This is a genomic window from Ruficoccus sp. ZRK36 (assembly GCF_019603315.1).
Lineage (GTDB): Bacteria > Verrucomicrobiota > Verrucomicrobiia > Opitutales > Cerasicoccaceae > Ruficoccus.
The window spans coordinates 3,514,432-3,534,030 of record NZ_CP080649.1 but is presented as its reverse complement, the minus strand read 5'-3'; the positions used below and the strand labels follow the sequence as shown (position 1 = coordinate 3,534,030).

The 19,599-nt window shown below is 58.3% G+C and carries 17 protein-coding genes; 5 read left to right on the top strand and 12 right to left on the bottom strand.

The features are described from left to right. Positions 1–149: 149 nt before the first annotated feature. From K0V07_RS15415 to K0V07_RS15405, 3 genes are all read left to right on the top strand, one after another. Complete coding sequence (locus K0V07_RS15415; RefSeq protein WP_220622282.1) at positions 150–917, top strand: aspartyl/asparaginyl beta-hydroxylase domain-containing protein; 768 nt, start codon at positions 150–152, stop codon at positions 915–917. Positions 918–974: 57 nt separating this feature from the next. After that, positions 975–1,448: an EVE domain-containing protein gene (locus K0V07_RS15410; protein ID WP_220622281.1), complete on the top strand. Its 474-nt coding sequence runs from the start codon at positions 975–977 to the stop codon at positions 1,446–1,448. A 170-nt stretch (positions 1,449–1,618) separates the two neighbouring features. Continuing rightward, the gene (locus tag K0V07_RS15405) at positions 1,619–3,022 is read left to right on the top strand and encodes a serine protease (RefSeq protein WP_220622280.1); all 1,404 of its coding nucleotides are present in this window, start codon (positions 1,619–1,621) and stop codon (positions 3,020–3,022) included. A gap of 30 nt (positions 3,023–3,052) precedes the next feature. Here K0V07_RS15405 and K0V07_RS15400 read toward each other — a convergent pair whose 3' ends face one another. Together K0V07_RS15400 and K0V07_RS15395 are read right to left on the bottom strand one after the other, a co-directional pair. Further along, positions 3,053–4,147 (bottom strand): HAMP domain-containing sensor histidine kinase, encoded by a 1,095-nt coding sequence (locus tag K0V07_RS15400; protein WP_220622279.1) that lies wholly within the window; start codon positions 4,145–4,147, stop codon positions 3,053–3,055. Positions 4,148–4,279: 132 nt separating this feature from the next. Further along, complete coding sequence (locus tag K0V07_RS15395; RefSeq protein ID WP_220622278.1) at positions 4,280–5,686, bottom strand: polynucleotide adenylyltransferase; 1,407 nt, start codon at positions 5,684–5,686, stop codon at positions 4,280–4,282. 68 nt (positions 5,687–5,754) lie between these two features. Here K0V07_RS15395 and K0V07_RS15390 point away from each other — a divergent pair, with 68 nt between their 5' ends. After that, on the top strand, positions 5,755–6,489 hold the full coding sequence (locus K0V07_RS15390; RefSeq protein WP_220622277.1) for a phosphoadenylyl-sulfate reductase: 735 nt from the start codon (positions 5,755–5,757) through the stop codon (positions 6,487–6,489). Between the two features lie 278 nt (positions 6,490–6,767). On the opposite strand, the gene K0V07_RS15385 is transcribed toward K0V07_RS15390, so the two are convergent. The 6 genes from K0V07_RS15385 to K0V07_RS16580 all read right to left on the bottom strand — a co-directional run bounded on the left by K0V07_RS15385 (position 6,768) and on the right by K0V07_RS16580 (position 13,878). Then, entirely contained in the window at positions 6,768–7,289 is a 522-nt protein-coding gene (locus tag K0V07_RS15385; RefSeq protein WP_220622276.1) for a thioredoxin family protein, read from the bottom strand. A 238-nt stretch (positions 7,290–7,527) separates the two neighbouring features. Continuing rightward, positions 7,528–8,520, bottom strand: a complete 993-nt coding sequence (galE, locus tag K0V07_RS15380) for a UDP-glucose 4-epimerase GalE (RefSeq protein ID WP_220622275.1) — start codon at positions 8,518–8,520, stop codon at positions 7,528–7,530. A 111-nt stretch (positions 8,521–8,631) separates the two neighbouring features. Next, positions 8,632–11,811: a response regulator gene (locus tag K0V07_RS15375; protein ID WP_220622274.1), complete on the bottom strand. Its 3,180-nt coding sequence runs from the start codon at positions 11,809–11,811 to the stop codon at positions 8,632–8,634. After that, positions 11,808–12,800 carry an ABC transporter substrate-binding protein gene (locus K0V07_RS15370; RefSeq protein WP_220622273.1) on the bottom strand — a complete coding sequence of 331 codons (993 nt, stop codon included), beginning with the start codon at positions 12,798–12,800 and terminating at the stop codon, positions 11,808–11,810. The genes K0V07_RS15375 and K0V07_RS15370 overlap by 4 nt, the downstream gene beginning before the upstream one ends. Positions 12,801–12,838: 38 nt before the next feature. Beyond that, positions 12,839–13,552 (bottom strand): VTT domain-containing protein, encoded by a 714-nt coding sequence (locus K0V07_RS15365; protein ID WP_220622272.1) that lies wholly within the window; start codon positions 13,550–13,552, stop codon positions 12,839–12,841. A 197-nt stretch (positions 13,553–13,749) separates the two neighbouring features. Beyond that, complete coding sequence (locus tag K0V07_RS16580) at positions 13,750–13,878, bottom strand: hypothetical protein (RefSeq protein WP_255568020.1); 129 nt, start codon at positions 13,876–13,878, stop codon at positions 13,750–13,752. 216 nt (positions 13,879–14,094) lie between these two features. Here K0V07_RS16580 and sthA point away from each other — a divergent pair, with 216 nt between their 5' ends. Then, positions 14,095–15,510: a Si-specific NAD(P)(+) transhydrogenase gene (sthA, locus tag K0V07_RS15360; RefSeq protein ID WP_220622271.1), complete on the top strand. Its 1,416-nt coding sequence runs from the start codon at positions 14,095–14,097 to the stop codon at positions 15,508–15,510. Positions 15,511–15,639: 129 nt separating this feature from the next. Here sthA and K0V07_RS15355 read toward each other — a convergent pair whose 3' ends face one another. Genes K0V07_RS15355 through K0V07_RS15340 form a run of 4 tightly spaced genes read right to left on the bottom strand, consistent with a single transcriptional unit; the run spans position 15,640 to position 19,590 of the window. Continuing rightward, positions 15,640–16,566 (bottom strand): lysylphosphatidylglycerol synthase transmembrane domain-containing protein, encoded by a 927-nt coding sequence (locus tag K0V07_RS15355; protein ID WP_220622270.1) that lies wholly within the window; start codon positions 16,564–16,566, stop codon positions 15,640–15,642. Between the two features lie 19 nt (positions 16,567–16,585). Continuing rightward, on the bottom strand, positions 16,586–17,416 hold the full coding sequence (locus tag K0V07_RS15350) for a methyltransferase domain-containing protein (protein WP_220622269.1): 831 nt from the start codon (positions 17,414–17,416) through the stop codon (positions 16,586–16,588). After that, a complete protein-coding gene (locus K0V07_RS15345; RefSeq protein ID WP_220622268.1) occupies positions 17,389–18,390 on the bottom strand; it encodes an NAD-dependent epimerase/dehydratase family protein in 1,002 nt (333 codons plus the stop codon). Before K0V07_RS15345 ends, K0V07_RS15350 begins: the two co-directional genes overlap by 28 nt. Positions 18,391–18,426: 36 nt before the next feature. Next, a complete protein-coding gene (locus K0V07_RS15340) occupies positions 18,427–19,590 on the bottom strand; it encodes a glycosyltransferase (RefSeq protein ID WP_220622267.1) in 1,164 nt (387 codons plus the stop codon). Positions 19,591–19,599: the final 9 nt, after the last annotated feature.

Genomic DNA, 19,599 nt, shown 5'->3' with positions numbered 1-19,599 from the left:
AGCGGTATCAGTTTTACTATTATTGCGGTCTCAGGCTTGCGCCCGCGGCCTTTTTGCATTGAACATAAAAACTGATAAACACTATAACGGTTCATAGAACAGACTGCGCACCATTAGATGCGCTCAACCCGCAGACAAGGACATCCGCCATGGAATCTGAAAAGCAACGCCTGAAGACTCCCACCTCTACCTTTGATAAAATGTTCACCGGCTTTCTGTCGTGGGTGGAAAAGCGTATTGCCAAGCACTCTGTTCACGGTAACCCGCCGGTCTACGATCCTGCCGAGTTCCCGTGGGTAGGGAAGATCGACAAGCAGTGGCACCTCGTGCGTGCCGAGCTGGACAGCCTGCTCGAGCGTCGGGAGGAGTTGCCGAACTTTCACGACATTTCCCCCGATGTCTCCTCCATCACGAACGATAACAACTGGAAGACCTTCTTTCTGCTTGGTTACGGCGTGAACTGTGAAGAGAACCAGAAGGTCTGCCCCGAGACCACGCGCCTGATCAAGACCATACCGGGGATCAAGACCGCGATGTTCAGCATCCTCTCGCCCGGTAAGCATATCCCGCATCACACCGGGCCCTATAACGGCGTCCTGCGCTACCACCTCGGGCTCGTCGTGCCCGAGCCGAAGGAGCAGTGCCGTATCCGCGTGGATGACCAGTACATCGTCTGGGAAGAGGGGAAGGGCATTGTCTTCGACGACTGTTTCGACCACGAGGTCTGGAACGATACCGACGGCGTACGTGTGGTACTTTTCGTCGACTTTGTGCGCCCGGTGAAGTTTCCCTTTAATCTGCTTAACTGGCTCGTGCTCTCCTCTGCGGCGTTCACGCCCTACATCCGCGAGGCCAACGAAAACCAGAAAAAGTGGGAAAAACAGTTCCACGGTAAGGAAAAAGCGTCCGTCAGTTGATCCGTTGTTGCGTGTTCTGCATGGCCAACACTCCTCTTATCTGCCTAGTATTCTGATATGGCCCGCAACTACTGGCTCTTTAAGTCCGAACCCTCTGAATTCTCCATCGACGACCTCAAGGCCCGCCCCAGGCAGACTGAGCCTTGGGATGGTGTCCGCAACTATCAGGCGCGTAACTTCATGCGCGACGAGATGAAGACCGGTGACCTTGGGCTATTCTACCACTCGAACACTAAGGAGGTCGGCGTGGTCGGCGTGTGCGAGATCACCGGTGAGGCCCGGCCTGACCCGACGGCATGGGAAAAGGGCCACAAGCATTTCGACGAGAAGGCCAGCCCGGAAAATCCCCGCTGGTGCATGGTCGAGGTGACGTGGAAGGAAACCTTCCCGCGCACCGTCACGCTCGACGAGATCAAGGAGCATCCGCAACTGCAGGACATGCGTGTGGCCCAGCGCGGTAACCGCCTCTCTATCACTCCGGTTGCCAAGGCCGAGTTCGACCTTATCCGCAAGCTGGCGCGCCAATCGTGAGCGCGCGGCGAGGGGTCTAATCTCCTCCATTGTTTTCGCTTATGCAGAGCGCGGGCTCGGTGCCTGAGTGATTATTCGGTTGAAATCTTGCCAGCCGAGTGATTCCTTCAAGTGTCTGATATTCGTTGTTGATACGATGAATTTTAGTTTTTTTAGCCCTCTCTGCTGCCATGCCCAAAAAAGTAAAACTCGTTGATGAGAACCTCCCGCCGAAGCTCGGGAACGACTACTCTCAAAGTGTAAAGCCGCGTACAAAGTACGTCAGCCGTTACGAGGAACCCTCCTCAAAGGGAGCGTTTCTGATCGCATGTCTGATCTTTTTGGCGCTGATCGGTGGCGGCTACTATTACTTTTTTCATTATGGCAAGCCTGCTCACGACGACCTAAACAAGGACACAGAGCCTAAGGTCGTGACGGAGGAGAGACTCGATAACAACATCGTGCTGATCCAGGAACTCTCGCCTGACGAAACCTACATGAGCTACCAGGAGGGCGGTACTGGCTTTATCATGGAGTGGCGCGGTAAGGTCTTTCTCGTCACGAATGTCCACGTGCTGGCGGGGATGGAATCTCCCCATTTTCTTACGATTTCAGGCCATGACGTGGAGGTGGATCTCGATAATATCTATCTCGCCCGCAATGAGGATGTGGCCGTTGTAGAGATTACAAATTACCGCACGATCTTCCCTGAGTATGTTTTACCGACGAAATACGATCCCGCTCCGAAAGCAGAGCCTGAGACGGATGGTGCGAGCGGTGAGGATGGAGCCAGTGGTGAGAATGTAGCGACCGATGATAGCAAGGATGGGGAGAAGGCAGCAGCCCCCGCTGAAAAGCCGAAGCGACTTTTTCGCTATGCATACCAGCCTCTCGAAGCATTGGAGGACGTGGAGTTTAACGTCAAAGATGGCGATAGAATTACGGTCTACGGTAACTCGTTGGGCAAGCGCCTCGTTCAGATGAACAAGGGAAGGATCGATGGGCTCGGTCATAATATTTTCCGGCATACCGCAGAGGTAAAGCCCGGGAATAGCGGCAGCCCGATCATTCACAATGACACCGGAAAGGTGATGGGAATCGTCTCCTACGCGATGATCTACTATAACGGTGAGACCCAGGATGAGATGTATGCCTTCCGGCTCGATAATATCAGTGAGTGGCAGCACATCGGTAACTGGAAGCGGTTTCAGCGCGTGAATGAGCGCTACGAGGCGATTGCCCAGCGCACCCAGGATCTCTACAAACTCAGCAAGGGGTTCGCTGATGTGAAAGTCTACAATGACATCGAGCTGCGAAATATCTTCACCGCCTATAAGAATCGGGTTGCCTCTATTCGCAACGGACGGGCGGTCAGCAGCTCGGATATGCAGGATAGCATCTCACGAGCCAGTGATCATTTCCTTACATCAGTGGAAAATCTGCTCTGGCAGGATATTGATGAGTTTCTCAACGCCAACTCACGAGAGTGGACCTACAACTACTTCCGCATCCAGGTGCTCGAGCAGCGGAAGTACCGCGAGATGATTCAGAAGTCGATCGAGATTGATCGTTTTCACCTGCAGGATGGCAAGTAAGGATACCAGCCTCGCCAGCCCAAGATAAATCTAGGCCCGGGGTAGAGTGATCGTAAAGGTCGTGCCGGCCCCGGTCATCGTCTCGAAGTCGATCTCACCATCGTGTGCGTCCACGATAGACTTGACGATTGCGGTGCCCAGCCCGGTGCCCCGGCTTTTGCCGTAGGTGATGAACGGGCTGAACAGATTGTGCCGGATCGACTCGGGGATGCCCTTGCCATTATCGCTGACAATGATCTCTGCGGTTTTCTCCAGACTATGGACAAATATCTGCACCTGTCCGCGCTGGTCCTCATCAAAGGACTCGATGGCGTTACCGACGAGGTTCTGGAGCACGCGGATGAGCTTGCTCTCTTCGCCCATGATCGTCACGGGGGTGGCACGCATTTCAATTACCACCCGGTCGTGCTGGAAGAATGGCTCGTTCATCTGCCTGAACTTTTCGCACAGCGCTGCCAGATCGATACGGGTCAGGTTCAGGTGTTGCTCGCCCTTAGAGAACTCGCTCAGTTCGTTGGCCATCTCCACCATGCGCTGGACCTGGGCCTCGATGTTCTCGCAGATGCGCACGGTTTTGGGGTCGGGATGCTGGCTACGCAGCAGCTGTGCCCCCAGGCTGATCAGGGTAAAAGGGTTTTTAAAGTCGTGGATGATGGTGTTCATCATCGTGCCGACCATCGCCATCTTCTCCTTCTGGAGCATGTCGTCCACATAGTGCCGGGTTGTGGCATGCAGGTGGTTGACGATGCTGCCGAGGATCTGCTCGATCGGCCCCGGCGTGCTCTTGATAAAGTCGACCAGATTGTCCCGGTGGATCTGTGCGATCTTGACCGGGGTCGTCATGGCTATGGCGTTGAGTGCGCGCGGGGCTCCGGTGAAGATGCCGACCTCGCCGAAGAAGTTGCCCGCCTCGCTGTAGCTGATGATGCGGTCCTCTTCCTCGCCGGGAATGGTCTTGGTAAAGGCGACTGTGCCCTCAAGCACGAGGCAAAGCGTATCCGACCCGCTGCCTTCTTTGAAGATGACATCCCCTTTCCTATATTCGTCGATCGCTGTCTTTTCAGCCAGCGGACGAATATCCTCCACATCGGAAGCATGAAAGAAAGGGTGATCCTCAAGTCGCATGATAGGTCGCTGCAGTCCGTCCCGGTTGATCGTACGTGCTTATGTAAAAGCGTTTCCGGCGCGGGGTCTAGCCCGAATATTGCTTAGGGGACATTCGCCTCTGCCAGTATAGATGTGTTAAACTAGCAGCTGTCAGCATGATAGGGTGTCGTCTTTATTCACCAGCCCGCGCAGGTAGGCGACCGCGCCAGCCTCATCATGGAAGGCCCCGTCGAGTTGCGCCTCGTAGCAGGCGTCTATCAACGGGCTAAAATGCTTACCGGGCTTCAGTCCGAGTGCGATCAGGTGGCGCCCCTGAATGATCGGGGCCGGAGCAGCGTCTTTGACAGCGAGATTATCGGCGCGGTCCAGCAGCCACTGCCCGGCAGGAAAGTCGGCGGAGAGGGGAGGGCGTCCTCCCATGTCTGCCTGCGCTACGCGTATCAGCCTGTCAATACGCCCGACTTTGCGGGCGAGGCGACGCACGGCGGAGTCGCTGGCCTCGTCCTTGTGGAGCAGGGCAGGGCGCATATGTGTCTCGACCAGGATGAGGACATCCTCGATCAGCTGCTGCTGGTTGGTCAGGCGGCGCAGGAATTTCTCTGCCGGGATAATCCCCTCCACGTCGTGCCGGGGTGAGCGGATGCGCCCGTCCTCGTCGGTATAGGTCGTGCCGGGCTTACCCATGTCGTGGCAGAGCACAGCGAGGCCGACGACGAGGTCCTCCCAGGCGTCACCGGTGCGCTGCGCGGCAAAGGCGTCCATGCAGTGCAGGGTGTGCGTCCACACATCGCCCTCGGGGTGCCACTTGGGGTCCTGCTGGCAGTCAATGAGCGCGTCCAGTTCGGGGGTGTACTGGACCCAGCCGCTCTCTTTCAGAAAGGTTAGCCCGAGCGAGGGGCGCACGCCTTTGACAATGAGCTTCTCCCACTCGGCGAAGAGCCGTTCGCGGGGCAGGTTCTCGGGGGTGATGCTCCGGCACAGTTCGAGGGTCTCGGGAGCGATTGCCAGCTCGAAGCGTGCGAGGAACTGCATCGCGCGCAGCACGCGCAGGGGGTCTTCGGAGAACTTGTCCGACGTGTGCCGCAGGAGACGCTTTTCCAGGTCGGCTCGACCGTTAAAGGGGTCGATCAGCTCGTCAGACAAGGGGTCCCAGGAAAGGGCGTTGATGGTGAAATCGCGCCGTGAAGCGGCCTCCAGCGGGCTCATGTGCGGGTCGCCGGTCACGGCAAACCCGCGGTGGCCGGTGCCTTGTTTGGATTCACGCCGGGGCAGGCTCACGTCCAGCTCCAGTCCCCGTAGTTTGAACACCCCGAAAGCCCGGCCGACAACGTTTACCTCGAAGCGTCGGCGTAGAAGTTTGAGCAGGACGGCCTCCTCCAGCCCGAACACCTCCATGTCCGCGTCTTTCGAGCGCAGGCCCAGCAGGGCATCGCGTACGCAGCCGCCTACGAACAGCGCCCGGCCTCCGGCCTCCTTTACGGCGCGTGCGATTTTCACTCCGGCTGCGTATTCGGCGGGGTTCAGGGCCTTTTCGACCGATGCTATCTTGCTGGACATCAGGGTGATAATTAAAAATGCCAAAATAACTTTACTAAATTGCCTAATTAAGTAAAATAATCAGCATCATGACAGCACTGACCATGCCGACTCTGGACCCTGATCTCAAGCGGGAAAACGAAGAGCTGACTGCCCTCCCGGCGGCCGAGCGCATTCGCCGCGCCCATGAGCGCTGGGGGGACTCGCTGGTCATGAGTACCAGCTTCGGCGTGCAGTCGGCTGTGCTGCTGCATCTGGCTAACACCGTCGTGCCGGGCATCCCGGTCATTTTCGTCGATACCGGCTATCTTTTTCCCGAGACCTATCGCTTCGCGCAGGAGCTGACCGAGCGCCTCGACCTCAACCTCAAGATCTACACGCCGCGCCGCACCGCAGCGATGCAGGAGGCTGTGGACGGTAAGCGTTGGGAGCAGGATGTGGCCGCTCTGGAGAACTATAATCTGGAGAATAAGGTCGAGCCGATGAATCGCGCTCTGCGCGAGCTCGATGCTCAGGCCTGGATCTCCGGTCTGCGCCGCGTGCAGTCATCGACGCGGGGGCATCTGCGTCCGCTGGAGCGCCAGAACAAGACCTTTAAGGCGTATCCGATCATCGACTGGACCGATCGCGATATCTACAATTATCTGAGTGATAACGGCCTGCCTTACCACCCGCTCTGGGATCAGGGCTATGTCTCGGTCGGAGACTGGCACAGCACCTCCAAGTTGGAGGCAGGCATGAACGCCGAGGACACGCGCTTCGGTGGCCGCAAGCGCGAATGCGGTCTGCACGAGAGCCACACTGGCGGCGACTACCAGATCTGAAGACGAACGTTTGCGGGGCTACGCGCCCCACTCCCGCGGCAGCCGAAGGCTGCACTTTCGATGCTGCGCATCGTGTCAGCGATTACTGAAACCAGCTTAGCAGGTTTCAGTAATCGCTGAGCAAAGCATTAAAACCGGGTGCCGCCGCTTTTGGGGGTAAACCATGAAGATGAGGTGCTGTCTGTTTGTGGCATTCTCTCCTGAATATGCCATCAGTGATCCGGAGGATCACGGGTGCAGGACTCTGTCCTGCCGCAGCCCTACAAAAGAAACGGCTATTACTTACCGGTGGCTTTATTGATCGCGGCGATCATGGCATCGGGGCCGCCCTTGAGGTAGCCGACGTTTTCCCAGATCTTTTTACCATCGGGGCTGAGCAGGACGAGGGTGGGGAAGCCGCGCACACCAAATTCCTTCTGGAGCTGGGCATTCTGGGCCTTCAGGTCGTCACTCTGCGGCTTACCACTGGGAAAGTCCAGATAGAGCAGGACCAGGTTATCCTTGGCGTATTCCTTAAAGGCATCCTTGCTGAAAATCTCGCGGTCCAGCTTCTTGCACCAGCCGCACCAATCAGATCCGGTGAAGTCGATCAGTACCGGGCGGTTTTCTTTCTTGGCCAGTTCGAGGGCGCCCTTGAAGTCCGTAACCCAGCCATTGGGGACGCCAGGCTGGTTAGCCATGAAGATTGTGGAGGTCGGATCAACAGCGGCGTCAGCCTTGCTGGTGGCCATGTCAGAGCAGGCGACGAGGACAGAGAGGAGCCCGGCAGCCAGGCCGTAGCGGAGGATCGAGTGCTTCATAGGGATTGAATTTGGTGTGAGTTAATCTTGTTGGCCGATTTAGTCGTGAGAGCCGGCCTTTCCTGACAGCGGTATGGTATGTCTGCCTGCATGGACATGCCCGAGAGGAAAAAGTTCATCTTCGCAAGCCGAAGACTCCCAGTCTAGGCGTCGTTACCCATACTGGCATAAAAAAGGCAGGACCACGGTGGCCCTGCCTTCTGAAAGAAAATTACGCGCGCGTTTGCGCCGGTACGGGTTACTTGTCGCCGTAGCCGTTGGGGTGGGTGGAGTGCCAGGCCCACGCCGTTTCGACGATCTTTTCCACGCTGTCAAACTGCACCTTCCAGCCCAGTTCGTTCTTGGCCTTGGAAGAGTCGGCATAGAGCGCGGGCGGGTCGCCGGGGCGGCGGACGTCTTCGACCACCGTGACCTTTTTACCGGATACCTTCTCCACCGCATCGATGACCTGGCGCACGCTGTAGGGGGTGCCGGTACCGAGGTTGTAGAAGCAGCCGGTGCCGGGCGTGGCGAGCTTCTCAAAGACGGCGATGTGGGCGCGGGAAAGGTCGTCCACGTGGACATAGTCGCGCAGACAGGTGCCGTCGGGCGTATCGTAGTCGGTCCCGAAAATCTTGATATTGTCGCGCTTGCCCATGGCTGCGTCGATGACGAGCGGGATCAGGTGCGTCTCCGGGTGGTGGTCTTCACCGATGGTGCCATCGGTGGCAGCGCCGGCTGCGTTGAAGTAGCGGAAGGCCGCGAAGCTCAGCCCGTGAGCGTGGGCGAGGGCCTTGAGGGCGTTCTCGACGTCGAGCTTGGTCTGGCCGTAGGGGTTGATCGGAGCCTGCGGCATATCCTCGACGATGGGCAGCCCGGCGGGCACACCGTAGGTGGCGCAGGTCGATGAGAAGACGAACTTCTTCACGTCTTCCTCCAGCATGGTTTCGAGGAGGCGCAGGGTGGCGACGAGGTTGTTGTCGTAGTACTTGAGGGGCTTGTCCACGGACTCGCCGACAAAGGCGTAGGCCGCAAAGTGCATGACCAGCTCGATGCCTTCCTTTTTCAGGATGGCGCGAACGGCTTCTTTGTCGCCCAGGTTATCCGTGTAAAACGGAATGTCTTCGGCGACCGCACCACGGTGCCCGAATACCAGATTGTCCAAAACAACCGGCTCATGCCCCGCGGCGACGAGTTGTCGCACGCAGTGGCTGCCAATGTAACCGGCTCCCCCCACAACGAGTACTTTCATGCCGGAAGCTTGGGCGATGCTCCGACACGGCGCAACCCGTAAGCACCGTAAAATTTGTTTCGAGTCTTGTCTTATAGAAGACTCGACGCCTGCTGATAGCCCACCTTCCCCTTAGCGTTCAGCTTGGGTGGCGGCGTAGGCGCGCGAGAGGGCTTCCAGCAGCTGTTTCTGCTTTACGGGCTTGCTCAGGTAGTCGTCCATCCCGGCCTCGAGGGCTGCTTCCCGGTCCCCTTGCATGGCGCCGGCAGTCAGTGCGATGATGTAGGGGCGGTGCTCGCCCTGGAGCTTGCGGATGCGGCGGGTGGCCTCGTAGCCATCTACCTCGGGCATCTGCACATCCATCAGGATAACATCATAGGGGACATCGGACATGGCCGCTACGGCCTCGCCCCCATTGTTGGCGATGTCGGCGGTATACCCGAACCGGTTCAGGATCAGGCTGGCAACCTTCTGGTTTACCAGATTGTCCTCTGCCAAAAGGATGCTTAGCGGGTACTTTTTTGCCAGCTCACGGTCATCATTGTCGGGAGAAGGGACTGGAGGGGATTCCTTTTCGGCGGGTTCTGGTAAATCCTTCCGGAGGGTCCGCTCGACATGCTTGCGCAGCAGACTGGTGTTCACCGGCTTGCTCAGAATCGCATCAAAGACATCCGCGCAGGCATTGCAGGCGGTCGCGCAGCATAGGATCATGGGCAGATCCTGCCGCCCCGGCAGGGCTCTAAGCTCTTTGGCTAAGTCCGGGCTGTGCTGATTCGAAATCTCCGAGTCCAGGATGACGATATCCACCGCCTGGCGGTTCTCCAGCAGATTGGTGGCTGCCTGAGAGGAATCGACGGCAAAGGCCTTCATGCCCCAGGCGCGCAGTTCGCGCATGAGCATGTTACGTTCGCCCTGATCGGCCACGATGACGAGCGCGTATTTACCGGCCACCGGGCTGGGGGTGCCACTGGCGCGGATTCTGCCCTGCTGGGGCTCTGCAGGGAACTGCACGTAAAAGGTAAACGTCGAGCCATGGCCCTCCTCGCTGACGACGGAGATGTCGCCACTCATGAGGCGGACGAGGCGCTTCGAAATCGCCAGGCCCAGGCCACTGCCACCGTAGCGGCGGCTGGTGGAGGCATCGACCTGCGAGAACGAGTCGAAGAGGCGGTCCATCCGGTCCTCCGGAATGCCGATGCCGGTATCCCGAATGATAAAGGTGAGCTGGTGCAGGTGGTTGCCCAGGTGCTCGGTCTGGACTGAGACGACCACTTGCCCGCGCTCCGTGAACTTGACCGCGTTGCCGACCAGATTGACCAGCACCTGTTTGAGGCGGTTGGCATCACCAATCAGCGTGCGGGGGACGTTCTCGGAGATGGAGTAAGTCAGCTCCAGACCTTTTTCGTCAGCCTTCGGGGCAAGCAGGTTAAGGGTCTCGGAAATGCAGTCCGCGACGGCGAAGGGGAGCTTCTCCAGCTCGATTTTTCCAGCCTCGATCTTGGAGTAGTCAAGGATGTCATTGATGATCGTCATCAGGGCTTCACCACTGCTCTGGATCGTCCGGACGTAGTCGAGCTGCTCGCTACTCAGGCCAGTGTCCAGCAGCAGACCGGTCATGCCGATCACACCGTTCATCGGGGTGCGGATTTCATGGCTCATCGTGGCCAGAAATGCGCTCTTGGCCTGGTTGGCGCGTTTCGCTTCCAGGGTTGAATCCCAGGCCGTTTTTACGACCTCCTTGAGCTTGGCGTTAAGCTCCTCGGCCTTGTTCTTGGCTTTGCGTAGCTCCTCCTCACGGCCCATCTGCTGCGTGATGTCGGTATGGGTGCCGATCATGCGGTAGGGGCGATCGTTTTCGTCAAAGACTGCCTTGCCCCGGTCAAGAACCCAGCAGACGGACTTGTCCCGGCGGATCATCCGGTAGGTGCACTCGTAGATCTGTGTTTCGCGGGCGAAGTGGCGGCGCACTTCATTCATGACCCGGGAGAGGTCCTCGGGATGGATGCGGCTGGTCAGCTCATCGAAGCGGTTGGAAATGTCATCACGCTCAAAGCCAAACATGTGCGCCCAGTTCGCCGAGAAGAACACCTCGTTGGTCAACAGGTTCCAGTCCCAGACACCGTCGCGGCTTCCTTCCAGCGCGAGGTCCCAGCGCTCCTGGCTTTCCTTGATCGCCTTGTCAGCTTCGACGCGCTCGGTGATGTCCGCCTCGATCGCCATGAAGCCCGAGAGGCGCCCCTTGTCGTCATGGATGGGCTGGGTCTCAATGCTGACCCAGTAGGGGCTGCCGTCCTTGCGGTAGTTGAGGACTTCTACGTTAAAGCCTTTCTGGTTTTGGACACCTTCCCGCATGATCTCGATGCTCTTCTGGTCGGTGTCTTCTCCCTGGAGGAAATCGCCCGGCTTCTTGCCCCGGCATTCAGCAAAGGTGTAGCCCGTGATGCGCGTAAACCCTTCGTTGATCCACTCCAGGCGCCCCTGCACATCGGTGATGACGCAGCCGTTCGTGGTGCGGGCTGCTACCATGGAAAGGCGTCGCGTCAGCCGCTGGGCCTCATAGAGGCTCTCCAGCATGTGGTTGAGGCGGCGGGCCATGTCGCCGATTTCGTCATCGGCCACGACCGGTGCTTTGGCGTCAGTGTCACCGTCGGCCTGCTGGTCGATGGCCTTCGTGATCAGCTTGGTCGGGCGCAGGACAATCAGGTCCACTGCGATAAAGGTGAGCAAAACGACAAGCCCCATCGCCCCGTACCAGAGCAGGATCATCTTGTTACCCAGTCCGACGAGCTTTGACTGGTAGCTCTCCGAGTCAATGTCCACGAGGACGGCAGCTGGCACGGATTGGGCGCTGCCGGGCAGTAGGGTAGAAAAAGCCTCCGTAAAGCTCCAGGGGGTTTTATTTTCAACCAGCCTTTGTTGGGCGATCCCTGTGTCAAAGGTCTTGCCGAGCATATTGACGGTGGCCGGATTGAGAGAGCTCAGCGGCTTGCCGATCAACGACAGCTCGGAGGCGGCGACGATCATCGCGGGTCGGCCTGCGACGACCACAATACGGTCAACACCATCCTCAGCGGCGAACCGGGTGACGGTCCGGATGCGCTCGGTTTCATCGGTGTTCAGGTAAAAGGTTTGCCGGATGGCCGTAGCAACCACAGAGGCCTGGTGGGCGGTGGATTCCTCCATGTGCTCACGGATAAACAGCTTGTTCCAGGCGATCCCTACAATCCCGCCAACTGCTCCGATCAATACGAGAGGGATCAGCAGTTTGAGCCACAGAGTCAGGCCGCGGCGCGCAGATTGGGGAGGTCTCATGGCTGGGTGGTGAGGGCTGCCGGTGCGATAAGTTTCTCTACGGCTGACTCACGATCACTGATGCCCATGTCGCAAAGTTTGCGGTGGGTATCTTCGGTGCTCACGAGCAGGCCCTGGTCTTCTCCGAAATAATGCTCCTTTTCCTCAGGCGAAACAAGCCGGATTTTCTCCAATGAGCGTGCAAATTCATCGGGCCTCAGTCCGATGCGTTGGCCCATCATTCGCTGAGCCAGGTCAGGGTTCTTCGTGTAAAACTTATACGCGCGCTCCCAGGCCCGGATCACGGAGCGTATCGCCTCTGGCTGCTGGTCGATCAAGGTCTTATCGGCTACGATGACGTTGAGGATATCTGTCGGAAGCTCTGAGCTGGAGTAAATCGCATGCACCCCAGGCTCCCGCTCAAGACGGATCGAGACAGGCGGACGCGTGACCAGCGCATCGACTTCCCCCTGGCGAAAGGCATCCTCCATCGCTAGCTGGGTGATGTGGTGGATATCGATCTGCTCCTCGGACAGCTTGGCATCATCCAGGGCCGACTGTAGCAGGTACTTGCACAGGTGGGAGTTCTCGCAGCCGATGCGAGCGCCTGAGAGTTCTTCCGGTCGGTGGATGTCGTCACGCGCCATGATGACGTCGCCGCCGTTGGAAGAGTCGGAGACGATAAAAGCCTGCGGGATGCGCCGGGACTCTTCGGCGGCCTTGACCATGTCCAGTGTCGAGCAGGTCATACCGTCGATCTCACCGGCTTTGTAGGCGTCGATGGCGTCAGGGGTGGAGACGAACTCCACCAGCTGCACCCGCACGCCCTCCTCTTCGAAGTATTTCTTCTCCTGTGCCAGAAACAGAAATGCCCCTCCCGGCCAACGGGTGATGCCGAGCTTGATCAAGGGTGGAGACGGGCGCGAGCAGCTCGACAGCAAAACCACCACCAGCCCAATGACCGTTAAGATCGTTAGGGGGCGAAGTCGGGGATGAAAGGGGAATCCCATAAGGTGGAATTATCGAGGCTATTCGAAATGAATACTAATTAAGCGTTGGCTTCAATCTCTTTAAGGGCTTTGTGGGCAATGTGCCCGATAAAGCCGACGATGATAATCGCGACAGCCAGGCCGCCGTAGAGCGTAAGGTCCTGGATCGTTAGGGTTGAGTGTTTGGGGGCTGTGTCGCGGGTGGCGTGGATAGCTGCGTATCCGACATACTGGGAGACGAAGGCCACTGGAAGCAGCCCGAGGTTTGCCACGCAAAAACGCCAGAACTTCATCCTGCTGGCCCCCATCAGGTAGCTGATCGGGGAGGCCGGGATCGGCGCCAGTCGTAGAAGCAGCAGGAGCTTAATGCCATCGTGCTCGATGGCACGGCTGATTGCGTTCATCTTTGGCCGACGCTCGATCCATCGCTGCACGCGCTGGTGTACCAGAAGTCGTGATACCCAAAAGATAAGGCTCTGGCTGGTGTAGAGGCCTACCACTACATAGAGGTAGCCACTGCCGAGCGGGAACATCATGCCGGCGGCAATTAACAGTAAGTCCAGCGGTACACATACCAGCGTGAGCATACTCATGAGCAGGATATAATAGACAGGGGCCAGCCACCCCTGGCTGACGATCCACTCCTCGGCCTGTGGGAGATGAGGGGCCAACTCGTCTCCAGCCAGGATGACGACCAAAGCCAGGGAAATGCCCAGTAGCCAGCGAAAGAGCGTCACGTAGGTCGGCTTGGTCTTTGAGGGGGTCGTGCTCATCGGCAAGTTTTTAACAGCTATAGGCTTACGCTCTGCCTGCCAATCTCCTTTTGTGAAAATGTGCATAAATATGCCATTAACGACGTTCGCGGCTTCTCGGGTTTTGTCTCGTCAAACCTGCGATAATATGTCATAGTCATAAGCTTTTACAGGGGTGGTGCTCGGCCCCCTCTGTTAGCATCTAAAGACTTGGACTGTTAGGGGACATGGGATTGTTTTTTGAAGTCGTGGCGCAGGAGTGCGGTGGCTACGAGGCGGTTTGCCTGACCGAAGGCATCCGTGCCGGAGGTGCCGATCTCCATGAGTTGCACGCTAATCTCAGCCATGAGATCGACCAGTGCTTTACGAATCGACCGCGCCCGTTGGCGTCACAGATCCATTTAGTCTTTTCCCGTGAGTAGCCCTGTTTGGGGAGGCCCCTTTTCGGGATGGGCCGTAGCATGTAAAGCGAAATGCCCTTAAGGGTTGCCAGCGGCTCGAAGATGGGACAATGCTAGGCGAGTCTTCACATTCGCCTAATCTTCACCTCTCGCTTCTCTCGCATGAAAAAATATGATCTGATCATCATCGGGTCCGGCCCGGCCGGGGAAAAAGCAGCCGTCAAGGCCGCCTATTACGGAAAACAGGTCGCAGTGGTCGAAAAGCGCGCCGATCTCGGTGGTGCTGGTACGAACACAGGTACGCTTCCTTCCAAAACGCTGAAGGAGACAGCCCTTTATTATTCCGGCCTCAACGAACGCGGACTCTTCGGCGTCGATAAAGAGCTGGAGCGCGCCGCTAACGTCCGCGACTTCTTCTTCCGTAAGAACCAGGTCGTCGAGCAGCAGGAGGAGGGGATCGCCGCCAACTTCAAACTCCACAATATCGATACGTACATCGGTACGGCCTCGATCAAGGACCCTCACACGGTAACCGTTACCGGTAAGGATGCCTGCGAGCTCGAGGGAGAGTTTATCCTCGTCGCCACCGGCTCCTATCCTTTCCAGCCCCCGGGCATTCCCTTTGACGGTAAGTTCGTCCATGACTCGGACACCATCCTGACCATTAACCGCATTCCCCGCAGCATCGTCATCGTAGGGGCTGGTGTCATTGGTTGTGAATACGCCACCATCTTTGCCGTCATGGGGACGCAGGTTAAGCTCGTCAACAGCCACGAGGAGATCCTGACTTTCCTCGACCGTGAGATCTGCCGTGAGCTGATGGCGGACATGGAGCGCATTGGTGTTCAGTTCGTCTTTGGCAGCCGTGTTGACGACGTTACGATTCTGCCGGACGAGCACACGCACAACGTCCACGCGAAGCTGACCAATGGCGAGCCGATCGAGGCGGACATGTTCCTCTACGCTGCCGGTCGCAGCGGTGGCGTGAATGGGCTCGGCCTGGAAGAGGTCGGCGTCGAGTTTGATAAGCGTCAGAACATTATCGTGGATGACAAGTACTGCACCAGCGTCCCGAGTATTTACGCCGCCGGGGACGTTATCGGCTTCCCCGCACTGGCCTCGACCAGTATGGATCAGGGCCGTGTCGCCGTCACCCAGATGTTTGGCTTCCATGATCAGGAGCAGATCAGCGAGCAGTTCCCCTATGGCATTTACACGATCCCCGAGGTCAGCGTCTATGGTATGACCGAAGACGAAGCGCAGGAGAAGAAAATCGACTACTGCGTCGGGCGTGCCCGCTACCGCGACATGCCGCGCGGTAAGATCATGGGCGCGAAGGAGGGGCTGCTGAAGCTCGTCGTCGAGCGTGAAAGCCGCAAGGTCCTCGGCGTGCACATCTTTGGTAAGATCGCTACCGAGCTCATCCACTACGGGATGGATCTGGTGCAGAACGAAGACACACTCTCGAAGATCATCAGCCGCGTCTACAACACGCCCACGCTGCATGAGCTGTACAAGTATGCCGCCTACAATGCCCTCATTGAGGGGCACTACATGGACAACCCTGCCGGGCACTAGCCCGCATTCTTTCTAGCGTATCTCGCTCCGCTCGTATTGGGCTGGGGTGGCGGGTTCAGTCATCCCAGCGACCATTAACTGCGGGACTTATGCTTGTACATTGCGCAAGGCTGCGCGAGGTACCTTCGACTACGCGTGAGTGCGTAGCCGCTGCTTCACGAAGAGGAAGAGCTCGTACAGTCCGCCAGTGATGGACGGGATCGCCGCATTGACGAAGTAACACAGCAGAGAGAGCGTCAGTGCCATGGTTTCGCTGATGCCATAGATCGAGAGCAGATAGATGTATACGCTGTCGCGAGTCCCGAAGCCACTGACCGACACGGGAATCAGCCCGATAATCGAGGCGATGGGCGCTACCAGAATATAATCTGCCGCCGGGAAGGCTGTCGTGTAGGCGCGCACGACGATCCAGCCCTGAAAGAATATACCGGCCCAGCACAGGAGCGAAATCGCGGCGATGACCAGCAGGCGCGAGGGGGAGGGCAGGACGATCAAATCATCCTTGCTGAGATAGTCCTGATGAAATTTTGCCGGGACGATATAGCGCAGAAGCTTGCTCACGCGCTTGCGCTGGACCATAGCGTAAATCAGCAAGAGGGCCAGCAGGCCCATGCCAAGGAAGACCCAGAAAAAGACGGGCGTGTAGGGGAAAATAATGACGCACCCCACGCAGGCCAGCGCCCCCATCCCGAATATGTCAGCGATGCGGTCTGTGACGACGGCCCAGAAGGAGTGCTTGAGGGGCACGCCCTCACCGTCCTTGATCAGGTAAATGCGATAGAAAGAGCCGATCTTGCCAGGCGTAATAAAGCCGTAGTACTGCCCCAGCAGGTAGTAGCGGAAGCACTTCCCGAAGCTCAGCCCGATGCCACAGTCGCGCAGGATGACATGAAAGCGGTAGGTGAAGAGCAGGCTGAGAGGAATCGTCAGGGCGATGGCGGTCAGAAACCAGCCGACCTCCATGCGGGGGATTTCCTGCAGCACGCGGTCGATGCCGATGTGGAACAAGAGCCAGGCGAAAATGAGCAGCCCCAGCATGTGTATCCACTTTTTCATCACAAGGGGGGGGTGACGCTTACTTGCGCTTCTTCCCGATGACGTAGAACAGGTGCGATATCGGCAGCTTCAGGTAGCCCTTGCGCAGGTTTACGTCGTAGAGGTTGAGCGCCCGCATCCAGAGAGGGAACTCCTGCTTCTTCCACATTTCAACAAAGGGCACCGTCCAGCTGATTTCCTTGGGTTGCTGCGGGGTGCCGATCTTGTGCAGGCGGATGTCGCGGAAGCCGACCGGGTCGGGCCAGGGAGGAGAGTCAAAAGCTCCGAACTCGACGATGTCCATCCCGCAGTCACGGAACATCTTCTTCACGTTCCAGATGAAGTTGAAGTAGGTGTCGCCGTGGGTCCAGGGGATGTTATTGATGCGGTGCAGGAACCGGTGCCAGGGGTAGCCCGCCTGACAGTTGTTGCAGGAGACGACCATGACGTAGTCCTTGGAGACGCGTGTCATCTCACGGGTCCAGGCCACGGGGTCGGGCATGTTTGCAAAGGTCGCGAAGTTCCACGCCATATCGAAGCTGTTATCCTCGAAGGGCAGCTGCGCGTAGTCTTCGGCTTGTACGCTGGTGACGCGGTCCTGCCAGCCGAGCGTTTTCCACTCCTCCAGCGGAGCTGGCTCGGGGTTGACCAGGGTGATGTCGCAGCCGGCGGCCCCGAAGCCAAGAGAGTAGAGTGAGCCGGCGGCCTTGGCGCCCATGGAGGGGCTTTCCAGGACGGTCTTGATGCCGTAGTTTTTGACCGTGCGGACCTGGTGCCGGGAGGTTGTTATACGGTCATAGGTGATGCCGTAGACTTCGGTTTCGTGGACCGTTTCCGGGGCTGTTAAATCATTCTGTGCTGCTGGTACCATGCGATCATTTCCTTGATTGCGGTTTCTAGGCTGGTGCTATGGGAAAAGCCGAGCTCGCGTTTGGCTTTACTGATATCAACCCGCCGGCTCAAGGCGAGGTTTTTGATATTGCTGGGGCGCACGGGTGGCACTTTGCCCATGAGGCTAAAGGTCTTCTCGATCGTGTGGGCGGCGAGCAGGATCATCCACTTCGGGGCCTGTGGATAATAGGCATCGGGGCGCAGCCCCAGCTCGACACGGACGTAGCGGCGGATGTCCCGCAAGTCGTGTGGATCGTCATCGGCGATCATGTAGCGCTCGCCGGGCTGTCCCTTGTCGAGGGCGAGGATGATGCCGCTCACAGCCTCGCTCAGGTAGCAGGCCGGGAAGTAGTTGGGCTGGCTTCCGATCTGCGGAAAGATCCCCTTTTTGATCATACGGACGATCTTTAAAAAGTCGCGTACGTCGCCGGGGCCGAACACGTGGGGGAACACCAGCGTCACGACCGGAGCCGACCTGTCCCGGACATATGTCTGGATCACTTCCTCTGCCGCCTTTTTGGAGCGGCCATAGGGCGTGATCGGGCGCAGGGGGGAGGACTCGTCGATCACATTACCGTCCGGAGTGCCGATGGCTGCCGTCGTGGAGCAGCAAATGATTTTTTTGACGCCGGATGCCAGGCAGGCCTCAAGCATATTGCTCGTGCCAACGGCATTGACCTGCTGATACTTGTCCTCGGTCGTCCCTTCTTTGTTTACATGACCCAGCACAGCTAGATGGGCGACATACTCGCAGCCAGTTATGGCCTGCTGCAGAGACCGTATGTCGGCTAGATCGCCGGAAACCAACCGGCTGCCTTTGAGTTCCGGGACCTGGGCGGCTTTTGCGGTGTCGCGCACGAGAGCTGTCACCTCCCAGCCTGCCTGTAGCAGGGCGGGGACGAGTTGTTTTCCGATGAAGCCGGTGGCTCCGCTGACGAGTATGGTCTTTGTCACGTTTGGGTCATCTCCTATTTCGGGGGTACCTGACAACTAAGAATTCGCTTGGGTGGATGGCTGGCGCGTTCTTTCCAGAAGGGCAAACAGCTTGTCGGCCAGTTCTTCCCAGCTTTGGTCCGGAGGCTGGTTGCGCAGGTGTTCGGCCATGCGTAGATGCGTGTCGGCCTCGTACATGCGACGGATGGCGGAGGCGAGGGCCTGGGCGTCTCCGGGTGGCACGAGAAAGCCTTCTTCCTCGTCGGTCATGGAGCCCGAGAATGCCGGTAAATCGCTGGCGATGGCTGGCGTCCCCATGCCGAGGGCCACTTGGAGTACACCGCTGCCTGTGGCTGACCGGTACGGGAGCAGGCAGAAATCGGCCGCCTTGAAGTAGGGCTCGATCTCCTCCATGTCGATGTAGCGGTCGATGAGTTTGACCTGGTCACCGATGTTCAGCCTCTCAATGAGTTGAGCGTACTTGGGATCGTTTTTCCAGATTTCGCCCACGACGAGGCATTTGACCGGCAAGTTCTCATCTCTAAGCTGTGCGGCTGCCTCGATCAATACATCCACGCCCTTGTAATCGCGTACGTATCCGAAAAACAGAGCTACTCGCTCCTCTGGCCCGAGGCCGAGTTGATCGCGGGCTGAGGCGCGGTCGCAGGTGTCGCGGTTGTAGTGGGCGTAGCTGGGGTGCGCGTGGATGCAGATTTCGCGCGGTTGGCGCAGGATGCGCTTGAGCCGCTCGGCCTCGTCCTCGCTCTGCACGATAAAGGCGTCCGCGCGGTTGTATATGTAGTCGGTGGCGATACGGGTCAGCAGGCCAGCCTCGTGATCCTGGACGTTGTGACAGAGCAGAATGCGCTTTGCGCGGCCTCCGCGCGAGGCCCATAAAAAGATCGCGTAGAAGGGCAGCCAGAAGGCTACCCACCAGGGCAGGATGACGGCGTCGTAGTCTCTGGCCTGGCGACCGGCGCTGAGCCAGCTAAAGGGGTTGTAGGTGTCGAGCCGATACTGGATATCCTCGCGGGCGAGGTTAAAGCCCCCCGTCTCGATCTGCGAGCGACCGGGGTAGAGGAACTTCCAGAACTGGCGTTTGAGCCCGAAGAAGTCCACCTGACAGCGGCGGCGGAGCGTATCGTAGAGCAGGGTCGAGTAGGTGGCGATCCCCCCTCGGAAGGGGTGGGACGGGCCGATGATGAGTATGCGCTCAGCCATGGCAGCCGG

What these genes read in the sequence shown, in the direction of transcription:
- K0V07_RS15415 (WP_220622282.1), top strand. Translation starts at nt 150, where the DNA reads ATGGAATCTGAAAAGCAACGCCTGAAGACTCCCACCTCTACCTTTGAT.
- K0V07_RS15410 (WP_220622281.1), top strand. Translation starts at nt 975, where the DNA reads ATGGCCCGCAACTACTGGCTCTTTAAGTCCGAACCCTCTGAATTCTCC.
- K0V07_RS15405 (WP_220622280.1), top strand. Translation starts at nt 1,619, where the DNA reads ATGCCCAAAAAAGTAAAACTCGTTGATGAGAACCTCCCGCCGAAGCTC.
- K0V07_RS15400 (WP_220622279.1), bottom strand. Translation starts at nt 4,147, where the DNA reads ATGCGACTTGAGGATCACCCTTTCTTTCATGCTTCCGATGTGGAGGAT.
- K0V07_RS15395 (WP_220622278.1), bottom strand. Translation starts at nt 5,686, where the DNA reads ATGTCCAGCAAGATAGCATCGGTCGAAAAGGCCCTGAACCCCGCCGAA.
- K0V07_RS15390 (WP_220622277.1), top strand. Translation starts at nt 5,755, where the DNA reads ATGACAGCACTGACCATGCCGACTCTGGACCCTGATCTCAAGCGGGAA.
- K0V07_RS15385 (WP_220622276.1), bottom strand. Translation starts at nt 7,289, where the DNA reads ATGAAGCACTCGATCCTCCGCTACGGCCTGGCTGCCGGGCTCCTCTCT.
- galE (WP_220622275.1), bottom strand. Translation starts at nt 8,520, where the DNA reads ATGAAAGTACTCGTTGTGGGGGGAGCCGGTTACATTGGCAGCCACTGC.
- K0V07_RS15375 (WP_220622274.1), bottom strand. Translation starts at nt 11,811, where the DNA reads ATGAGACCTCCCCAATCTGCGCGCCGCGGCCTGACTCTGTGGCTCAAA.
- K0V07_RS15370 (WP_220622273.1), bottom strand. Translation starts at nt 12,800, where the DNA reads ATGGGATTCCCCTTTCATCCCCGACTTCGCCCCCTAACGATCTTAACG.
- K0V07_RS15365 (WP_220622272.1), bottom strand. Translation starts at nt 13,552, where the DNA reads ATGAGCACGACCCCCTCAAAGACCAAGCCGACCTACGTGACGCTCTTT.
- K0V07_RS16580 (WP_255568020.1), bottom strand. Translation starts at nt 13,878, where the DNA reads ATGGCTGAGATTAGCGTGCAACTCATGGAGATCGGCACCTCCGGCACG.
- sthA (WP_220622271.1), top strand. Translation starts at nt 14,095, where the DNA reads ATGAAAAAATATGATCTGATCATCATCGGGTCCGGCCCGGCCGGGGAA.
- K0V07_RS15355 (WP_220622270.1), bottom strand. Translation starts at nt 16,566, where the DNA reads ATGAAAAAGTGGATACACATGCTGGGGCTGCTCATTTTCGCCTGGCTC.
- K0V07_RS15350 (WP_220622269.1), bottom strand. Translation starts at nt 17,416, where the DNA reads ATGGTACCAGCAGCACAGAATGATTTAACAGCCCCGGAAACGGTCCAC.
- K0V07_RS15340 (WP_220622267.1), bottom strand. Translation starts at nt 19,590, where the DNA reads ATGGCTGAGCGCATACTCATCATCGGCCCGTCCCACCCCTTCCGAGGG.